General features: G+C 49.1%; 6 protein-coding genes and 1 pseudogene. 1 reads left to right on the forward strand and 6 read right to left on the reverse strand.

Annotation, left to right across the window (positions count from 1 at the left end):
• The 5 genes and pseudogenes from F6Q11_RS07255 to F6Q11_RS07275 all read right to left on the reverse strand — a co-directional run.
• Window positions 1-664 (reverse strand): annotated as a pseudogene (locus tag F6Q11_RS07255) (peptidase); the annotation flags it as partial.
• 54 nt (window positions 665-718) lie between these two features.
• The gene (locus tag F6Q11_RS07260) at window positions 719-2,056 is read right to left on the reverse strand and encodes a TldD/PmbA family protein (protein ID WP_297027857.1); all 1,338 of its coding nucleotides are present in this window, start codon (window positions 2,054-2,056) and stop codon (window positions 719-721) included.
• Complete coding sequence (locus F6Q11_RS07265; protein WP_297027860.1) at window positions 2,008-3,387, reverse strand: TldD/PmbA family protein; 1,380 nt, start codon at window positions 3,385-3,387, stop codon at window positions 2,008-2,010. The genes F6Q11_RS07260 and F6Q11_RS07265 overlap by 49 nt, the downstream gene beginning before the upstream one ends.
• Before the next feature lie 84 nt (window positions 3,388-3,471).
• Window positions 3,472-4,560, reverse strand: a complete 1,089-nt coding sequence (locus tag F6Q11_RS07270; RefSeq protein ID WP_297027862.1) for a CBS domain-containing protein — start codon at window positions 4,558-4,560, stop codon at window positions 3,472-3,474.
• Window positions 4,550-5,713, reverse strand: coding sequence for a serine hydroxymethyltransferase (locus F6Q11_RS07275; RefSeq protein ID WP_297027865.1), 1,164 nt, complete (start codon window positions 5,711-5,713; stop codon window positions 4,550-4,552). The genes F6Q11_RS07270 and F6Q11_RS07275 overlap by 11 nt, the downstream gene beginning before the upstream one ends.
• Window positions 5,714-5,842: 129 nt before the next feature.
• Here F6Q11_RS07275 and F6Q11_RS07280 point away from each other — a divergent pair, with 129 nt between their 5' ends.
• Complete coding sequence (locus tag F6Q11_RS07280; RefSeq protein WP_297027867.1) at window positions 5,843-7,654, forward strand: aldehyde ferredoxin oxidoreductase family protein; 1,812 nt, start codon at window positions 5,843-5,845, stop codon at window positions 7,652-7,654.
• A gap of 31 nt (window positions 7,655-7,685) precedes the next feature.
• Here the strand turns inward: F6Q11_RS07280 and F6Q11_RS07285 are convergent, their stop codons facing one another.
• Complete coding sequence (locus F6Q11_RS07285) at window positions 7,686-9,065, reverse strand: MFS transporter (RefSeq protein ID WP_367119340.1); 1,380 nt, start codon at window positions 9,063-9,065, stop codon at window positions 7,686-7,688.
• Window positions 9,066-9,141 lie beyond the last annotated feature (76 nt).

Consider the following 9,141-nt stretch of genomic DNA (forward strand, 5'->3'; position numbering starts at 1 on the left):
TCAGGTGCATCTTTGGCAGAGCGTATGGTATTCCAAAGTAATTCTCGTAGAATTCGATCGATCTTCTGGCCATATCAAGGGGATACTTCGATTTTATCTCCTTGAGTGATGCAAGTATCAAATCGACGTCACGGTATTTCTCATACTCATACTTGAATTTACCGACACCCACGTACACCAGATACGTTGACATCTTTGGTGTATCCTGAAATTCCACGATCTTCTTCTCTGAGACCTCAATGCGCTTCGGCGGCATGTTCGATATTGCATCGTAATCCTTGTCGATGATGAGCGTGATAGAGAACACTGCCTTGTGTGCCGGGTGATCAACGCAAGGAAACATGCGCCTGGCATCCGTCGCCTCGAAGTGTGTCGTTATCATGCCATTTTCGCGACCGGCATAGTATATACCTGAGAGAGAATCTGAGACCTTTCCGGCGAAAGATATCTCTATCTTCTGCGGCTGGGAATCGCCAGGAGCCCGTATGACCTGGCCATCGTACGTGAAAGCGGCATCCCTGCCATTGACCTTCATCCAGTTTATCTGGAGCCCAACGGCATCCAGGACAATGTCTCCAGCATCAGCTGTTATCGTCTCAGTTCCATTGAAGGTCTTCTTCTGAATGTCAAAATCCAGCGTGAGATCGTACTTCTCGACTTCCATGAAAAAGTATCACTGACTATGCTTAAAACTTATTCTTGAACGGAGAAAAATGGGTCAGTGGGACTTTGTTATACCGAGTCCGTTGACCTTGATGTACGGGAGCCTCGAGGGCATGACCTCGTTCCACCATTTCACGTACTGAGTCTCCCTGGAAAGATCTGAGATCTTCTTCAGTATGTCTGGGATGGAATCGCTTATCCTCACGCCTTCCCAGGACTCCACTATCTCGCCATTCTTCACATGGTAAACGCCGTCCCTCGGTACGGTTGAGAATATGCCGTTTCTGTAGTCCTGGAAACGCAGGTACCAGCTGTTCCTTACGAAGAGCCCATCGCGCATATCAGATATCAGTTCAGCAATTGGCGTATTGCCACCATCCATCTCAAGCTGCCAGGACTCCGGAGATATGATACCCGCGTTTCCCGTCGTCTGCGTGTTCATGTATCTTGCAGTTGACGCTGAGTGAAGATACGTCTTCAGCGTTCCATGGTCTATCAGCGGGATCTTAGATGTGGCAGTACCTTCCTCATCAAAGACGCGATAGGCCATCCCGGCCGTATCAGTCGGATCGTCGTACAGGTTGACGATTGGCGATGCAACCTGCCTGCCCACTGAATCCTGGAGGAAGCTCAGGCCTGATATTACGGTATGTGCAGAGAATGCATAGCTTCCGGAGGTTATGATGTTCCCTGCGGCCATGGGGGCGAGTATGACATCGTAGCGGCCTTCCCTGCCCTCATGTTTCTCCACGTTAACTATGTTCTCCGCCGATCTCTTTCCGATGGCATATGCATCCAGACTGCCGTTTATGCCGCTGTGTCCGCACTCCTGCCCTGATCGATCTCCCTTGAATGACCGTACGACGACCTCCGCACCGACTGAATCGTAGGAACCTCTGTTGTACCCGGTTGCTATCTCTACCCTGGATCGCATGGCATACACCAGACCAGCCATCCTGTCTGAACCAGCGTCCCTGGATCCTTCGATCGCCCTGTCGGCGAGATCGTCAGCGTCGAAGCCCTTTGAGGAAGCATCGATCTTCCTGTACGTCTGCTTCCTGTCGTTTATGCCAGAGAACAGGGGATTCTCAGGAGCCTGGTCTATTCTCCGTGACAGATCCTCGATGGACTTCTCCAGATCGGCACCCTCCTTTATGGTTGTCATTATCGTCCTCTTTCCTCTTGAAACGAATACTAGCAGGACGGATTCCTGCCATATGTTGTGCAGATCCCTGCTTCCATTAGAGAACCGCACCTGTTCATCCCTGTTCACGTGCATCTCGATGGCATACTCGTCGAATTTCTTATCGAATATTTCCGATATCCTATCAAGATCGAACATGATCACTTCACCCTCATGTTTCTGAGCCTCATGTGCGGCCCGCCCATCCATACCTCCACGCCCTGTTCCGGATCGCCCTTGCCGCAGATGCCGGCGCTGAAGTGCAGATCCTTGCCGACGGCGTCAACGGCTGAATAGAATTTTATCGTATTCGTCTCCAGTATTGGCCTCCTTATCCGGCCCCTTATATCTCCGTTCTCTATGTAATAGGCCTCCTTTCCGACGTAGCGTTCGTTGAACCTTATATCGTCTATGTTCCATTCGGTGAACGACTTGATGTATATGCCCCTGTGAACGTCTTCAAACAGCTCTTCGAATGAGTAATCTCCTGGTTCAATGTATGTGGTGCTCATCCTTGCAAGCGGTTCCATATCCCATGACGACGATCGGCCGGAACCGTTGCTCTCCTGTCCTAGCCAGGCTGCGCTCTCCCTGTTTATTAGAAATTCAGACGTGTATCCGTTCCTGTAAAGATAACGCTTCCTGGCACGGACGCCCTCGTCATCGTACAGGTAGTACCCGTACGAACCTTTAAGAGTGGGATCGTCTATGACACTGACCTTATCCGAACCTATCCTGTATGGAAATGTTTTTCCGGTGAGGAAAGACTCACCGGCCAGGGCAGCCTCCCTGCCAGCGATACGGTCGTACTCAGTAGGATGGCCTGCACTCTCATGCGCCACTATGCCCGATATCTCCGGGCCAACTATGACATCAAAGTTCCCCGGTTCCACGGAGGGCGCAAGTATTATCTCGTGTAGGTTTGACACATCAGTGCCTATGGTATCGGATATCATCTTGAAGTCGAAGTTGTCGTAGCCACCGGTCCAGCCGAATTCCTCTGAGGACTGCTCGTACCTGTCGTTCTCGGAAACGCCCACGAGGTAGTTGAAGAAGATCCTTGAATAGGTACCATCAACATACGACCCGTCTGTGTTCACATACACCTGGTGCACGAACCTGTCGGATAACGCATTTATTCGGACGCTTGCATCTCCAGCCATGGAATCTGCGTCCTTGAGTATTCCCACGATATCCTCCAGGCTGTGGTCTCTGACGTGATCACCACCTATCTCTGACCAAGTAGCTCTTTCAGCCTTCCCATGGTATATCCTGTTCTTGCCGGGTTTCTTCGATCTCTTTATGGCGTCATCCAGAGCTGCCTTTACCCTGTCCCAGTCCTCCGAATCCACGTACGCCATGGCGATGGAACCGTTGACGACCCTGACTGCGTATCCGCTGTCGTTTGAATATATGGATTCATCGAATTCTCCGTTCCTTATCACGGCCCCCCTGCTTTCGATCTCCATGAACCTGGCATCGGCGAAGGAGGATCTGGATCCGACGTAATCCAGTATCCTGTCAAGAAGTTCACCACTCATAAACTATCACCTCATCATGAGAAAAATCAGAAAATTGAAAACGAAAAGATGAAACATCAATGAAGATGGGAGAAAGCAGCATCTTTACTGCTTCTCCTTGATCTTCTTGAGCCTCTCCTCATACCTGTCGAAGATCTCTCCAAGCACCTCCGCAAAGTTCCAGCCAGAACCGTTCTGCACCAGGAATAGCGGCGGGGCTGAAATCCTCGTCCTTATGCTGTACTTTGTGGAACCCTGCGTCTTGTACTTCATCACGTGTATAAGGAGCTTTCCCTGAGACACATCTGTCATCCTGGAGAATTTATCGAGGAAGCGTTCGGAAAGCTCGAAGGCTATATCATAGAGATCCTCGTCGTATATGTCGAGGCCGCTTATCTCTATGAGTATACCTTCCTTGCTCTCCGTCTTGATCATGTTTATAAGATCGCTGAAGTCCACGATGCCCACGATCTTCCCAGAGTCGGTCACCGGCATTATATGCAAACCGTACTGCGTCATCAGCTTCACGGCCTCATCTATTCCGGAGTACCTGTCCACGCTTACCGGCGGATCCATGAGCGACTTGCACTTTATCTCTACTGGTTCCTTTTCTCCGTAGCCTCCATACTTTATCTTCTCCTTCTGCCTGTAGAGTATGTTGAGTATGTTGTTCAGCCTTATTATTCCGGATAGCTTGTCATCCCTGCTTGCAACAGGTATTTCGACCTCGTTGAGCATCCTCATATTGTCGAAGGCCTCTTCGATGTCATCATCCTCATAGACGTACACTGGATCGGAGCTCATGATCTGAAATATCCTGACGTCCTTCACGTCAACGATCTGGGGCAGATTCTTTATTATGTCAGTCCTTGATATTATGCCCACTAGCTTCCCCTTCTGGAACACGGGGAGTGCGGATAACCCGGTATCCTTTATGAGGCGTACGGCTTCCAGGACATCATCGTCAGCGTTCAACGTTGGCGTGTTTATGGTGTAGTTTGATATCTTCGATTTTACCTGTATGCTTCTCTTCTTCAGCAGATCCGAGTACGTTATCATGCCGGCATAGCGGTCTCCGTCCATGACGGGGAGCTGGTGTATGCCGGTCTCGTTCATCTTTGACATCACCTTGGAAAACGTGTCGTCAATGCTCACAGTTATCGGGTCTGTGGTCATCAGTTCACTAACTTTCATAGTACCTCATTTTCATATTGCGTACGAATTTATTAACCCTATCCTTCACATCTGTACCTTCAAAGGCATCGATGATCATCGACGCTATCTCAGACATGTCATCCACGCCCATCCTTGTGATTTCTGCTGTGCCTATCCTCCCAATCCTGTCTACCACTATACCGTTGCTCTCCATGGTTTTGCTGAACTTCACATAATCGTAGCCCTGCGATTTCAGCCATTCTCCGTCCAGGAGTATCTGGTGAGACTCCGTGAACCATGGGTCATGCTTCACCCTTATCTTTCCGTTTATTGCCTCTGCAAGCGTCCTTGAATTTTTTATCACTCTCTGTGCATAATCCTGCCCATATTTGATCATCTCCTCTATGGCCACTCCGACTCCAGCCATTCTGGCTATGTTGTAGTTATCCATGGTCCTCCATGTGACGTTTTCCTCTATGCGTTTGAACATTCCTTCATTATCCGTTAGTATGAGGCCGCCTTGTGGGCCGAAGAACGTCTTGTGTGTTGATCCGAACACGACATCCGCCTTCTTTATATCCCTCTGAAACTGTTTTCCAGCTATCAGGCCCATGACATGGGATGCATCGTATCCTATGATGCATGAATGCCTGTCGCATATCTCCCTGATCCTCGATAGATCGTAGGATTTGACGAATATGGACTGGCCCAGAACGATCATCTTGGGTTTGATATACTCCGCCTGCTTCTCCAGACCATTGTAATCAATAAAACCGTTGGCGTCAACCGGTATATCATAGGCCTTGAATCCCATCATCCTAGGAAGGTAGGCGTTGGAGTAGCCAGTGTAGCCGCCCACAGATTCTGGCATCTTCATTATGCTCTCTCCTCTCTTCACCAGTGCAGCCAGTACAGTCATCGCTGCGATATGCCCGCTCAGCGTCCTTGTCTCCGCATGAGAGAATCCGAATAGGATCCTTGCCTTTTCAGCAACGGCATTTTCCAGTTCCTCGGCGTATTTTGTTCCGCCATAATCATTGACTCCGTTTTCCAGGTGGGAGTACCGGGAGGCAAAATCGGATGCGATGGCCCTCCTCACGGCCGGACTGATCACATTCTCGGAAGCCTGCAGGTTTATCACGGAGGATCTGTACTTATCTGCGTCTTCAACGATCTCTAAAACGTTCCTCATAAAGGGAGATTACGAATGTCGCAATAAAAAATTATCGATGCCTCAATTTAGACTTCATATCAATTGAGAGAAATTAAAAAGTATTTAAGAATATTTATATATTGTAAATTATTGATTATCTTGATCAATATGGTTGGTGGTTTTACAGGCAAGATCCTGAGGGTTGATCTTGGGAGCGGCACACTCAAGATCGAGGATACCAATATGCAGTGGGCCCGCGATTACATAGGTGGACAGGGGCTGGCCACGAGGTATTATGTGGAGGAGGTCGACCCGAAGATCGATCCGTACGATCCTGAAAACGAGCTTATAATCGCGCCGGGACCGCTGACCGGAACGAGCGCTCCAACGGCAGCAAGGTACATGGCCGTGACGAAGAGCCCGCTTACAGGCACGATCACCAGGAGCAACTCCGGGGGCTACTTCGGGGCAAAGCTTAAGCATGCAGGTTTCGACATGATAATATTCAAGGGCAAATCAAAGAAGCCGGTGTATCTGTTCGTGGACAAGGGAAAGGCTGAACTCCGCGATGCTTCAGACCTGTGGGGCAAGGACGTGTTCGAGACCACGGACATACTCGTCAACAGGATAGGCGGCAACGTCAGTGTGGCCTGCATTGGACCGGCCGGTGAGAATCTTGTTAAATTCGCGGCCATAATGAACGACAAGCATAGAGCGGCGGGCAGGAACGGTGTCGGAGCTGTGATGGGTTCAAAGAATCTCAAGGCCATCGTTGCAGGAGGCGGAAAGATGCCAGCCATCGGCAATCCTGAGATGTATAAGGCCGTCCTTCCAAAGATGCTGAAAAAGATAAAGGAGAATCCTGTGACCTCACAGGGTTTAACTCAGTTCGGCACCGAGGTCTTGACCAATATAATAAACAGGTCTGGCATATATTCCGTGAAAAACGCCACGGACTCTGGCGACGATCCCATTGCAGATGAGGTAAGCGGGGAGACGCTGGCCGAAACATATCTCATCCACAACCAACCCTGCTTCGCATGCCCCATAGGCTGTGGGCGTGTTGTGAAATACAACGAACGTGAGAGCGAGGGCCCTGAATACGAGAGCACCTGGGCACTTGGACCGAATACAGGGGTTCATGATCTTTACACAATAATAGCGGCCAACGATAATGCTGATCGTCTGGGATACGATACCATAAGCGCTGGACTTACCATATCTGCTGCGATGGAGCTGTACGAGAAGGGTAAGATACCTGACAAAGATGTGGGGCCCACGAAGCCAAAGTTCGGAAACACCTCCGCTGTCCTTGAGATGACTGCGAAGATCGGATACAGGAAGGATTTCGGAGACAAGCTGGCTGAGGGATCATACCGCCTTGCCAAGATGTATGGTGACGAAAGTGCATCGATGAGCGTCAAGGGGCAGGAGATAGCTGCCTACGATCCACGCGGTGTCTGGGGAATGGCCCTGGAGTACGCCACGAGCAACATAGGCGGATCGCACATGAGGGCCTACACAATATCGAACGAGATACTTGGCGTGGAACCAACACAGGATCCGCTTCAACTGGATGGTAAAGCCGATCTTGTAAAATACGTTCAGGACTTCACCGAGGTTATGGATTGCTCCGGCCTCTGCCAGTTCCCGTCGTTTGCATTGAATCTGGATGATTACATAGAGCTCGTGAATGCCGTGACCGGTTTCAACTACACTAAAGATGAGATAATGAAGGCCGCCGAACGTGTGTGGAACCTTGAACGCCTCTTTAACCTCAAAGCTGGAATAAAGCCGGAGGACGATAAACTACCGGATCGCTTCCTGAACGTTCCGATTCCCAAAGGGCCAAAGAAGGGGAACGTCGTTCCGCTCTCAAGGCTTCTGCAGGACTATTACAGGGTACGTGGCTGGGATACCAGAGGATACCCGACACAGGAAAAGATAAGGGAACTGGGCTTGGAATTTTATAAGATATAATAACATTATAATAAAAATAAATATTTTACTTTTATGATGGGTTTGCCTGAACCTCCTTGTATCCATACACCTCTGGAAGTATCAGTATTGCAGACAATAGTCCTATGAGCGGAAATATGGCTGTGAAGAGGGTTGCCGGTCCTTTTCCTATCGCATCGAAGAAGGCTGGAAATAGGAATATTGAAAGAAATGCTGGCAGCTTAACAAACACATAGGCAAAGCCGCTAGATGTTGCCTTATATTTAGGCGGAGCGACCATTGATGGAATGGTCATCACATTTTCTGCATCCCAGTAGTGACCCCACAACATTAAGGCGGCTACGAATGGCAGTATGATCAGAAGATGCGTAAATATAGCAAGGGCGGCGATTATCAGGGCGATTAGAACTATACCAAAGCCGTATATGCTGAGTCTTCTCTGTCCTATCTTCGGAAGTATCGCAGGGCCCACAAGTCCAGAGATCATGGCGACGAAATATATACCTAAAGTTATCAGATCGGTACCGATTATGCTTGATACGCCCAGCAGTACAAAGAGCACAGGGATATAGAAAGCAAACGTTGAAAATTCACTGCTCTGTGCAAAGCAGGCGATCCAGCCATAAACCGAACTTCTCCATTTTATCCTGTCTTTCCTGATTTCGCCTAAAAATCTTGAAAGCTTAACCTTTTCCACAACCTCATCATGATCAGGGAGCATGGCCAGCGAATCTCCATACATTTCCTTTGTGACTTTCTTAGCTTCGACGTATTTTCCTTTTTCGATCAACCATATGGCAGTCTCAGGAAGATTATATCTCAGGACGAAGATCACAAGAGCTGGTATGGCGGACGCTCCTAGAACAATCCTCCATAGGATGTGCGGAGATACACCCGCATAAAGCAGTACTGCAACAGCCGCTATGGCCGATATCTCTCCGACCGCGAACATTAACTGCCATCTATTCCCCATAACTTCTCTTTTTCCCTTCTGCATATACTCCATTATGTATGTGTATCCACTTGCAACGTCCATACCCAACGGAACTCCGAGCATTAGCCTCAGAGCGGCGAGAACGATCATATTCGGAGAGAAAGCCTGAGCAAGGCCCACCACCATGAATATCACCATGGTGGACAGGAAGATCTTCCTTCTTCCGATCTTGTCGGCGAGCCAGCCTCCAAGCAATGCCCCGATAACGGCTCCTCCCTGGGTGCCAGCGGCGGTAAGTCCAAGCAGCAGCGCCGACGGATGGAATATCTTCGAGAGGAAGATCAGTATGAACGATATTGAATACAGGTCCCATGACTCTACGAAGATCGAGGCTATCATGAGCCATCCTATCTTGGTTCCAGAGGAAGAAAATTTATCGATAAGATAGCTTATGGCCTGATTTCTTATGGATTCATCCAGTTGACCAGATTTATCCAGGTTATGGTTTCTGTTAACATGGTTAACATCCACCTTTGGAAGTTATCATCCCTATGAATTCAGGGATGCTTAAACT

Origin of the sequence: Thermoplasma sp., assembly GCF_008709555.1 — an archaeon.
Lineage (GTDB): Archaea > Thermoplasmatota > Thermoplasmata > Thermoplasmatales > Thermoplasmataceae > Thermoplasma.

What these genes read in the sequence shown, in the direction of transcription:
- F6Q11_RS07260 (WP_297027857.1), bottom strand. Translation starts at nt 2,056, where the DNA reads ATGGATGGGCGGGCCGCACATGAGGCTCAGAAACATGAGGGTGAAGTG.
- F6Q11_RS07265 (WP_297027860.1), bottom strand. Translation starts at nt 3,387, where the DNA reads ATGAGTGGTGAACTTCTTGACAGGATACTGGATTACGTCGGATCCAGA.
- F6Q11_RS07270 (WP_297027862.1), bottom strand. Translation starts at nt 4,560, where the DNA reads ATGAAAGTTAGTGAACTGATGACCACAGACCCGATAACTGTGAGCATT.
- F6Q11_RS07275 (WP_297027865.1), bottom strand. Translation starts at nt 5,713, where the DNA reads ATGAGGAACGTTTTAGAGATCGTTGAAGACGCAGATAAGTACAGATCC.
- F6Q11_RS07280 (WP_297027867.1), top strand. Translation starts at nt 5,843, where the DNA reads ATGGTTGGTGGTTTTACAGGCAAGATCCTGAGGGTTGATCTTGGGAGC.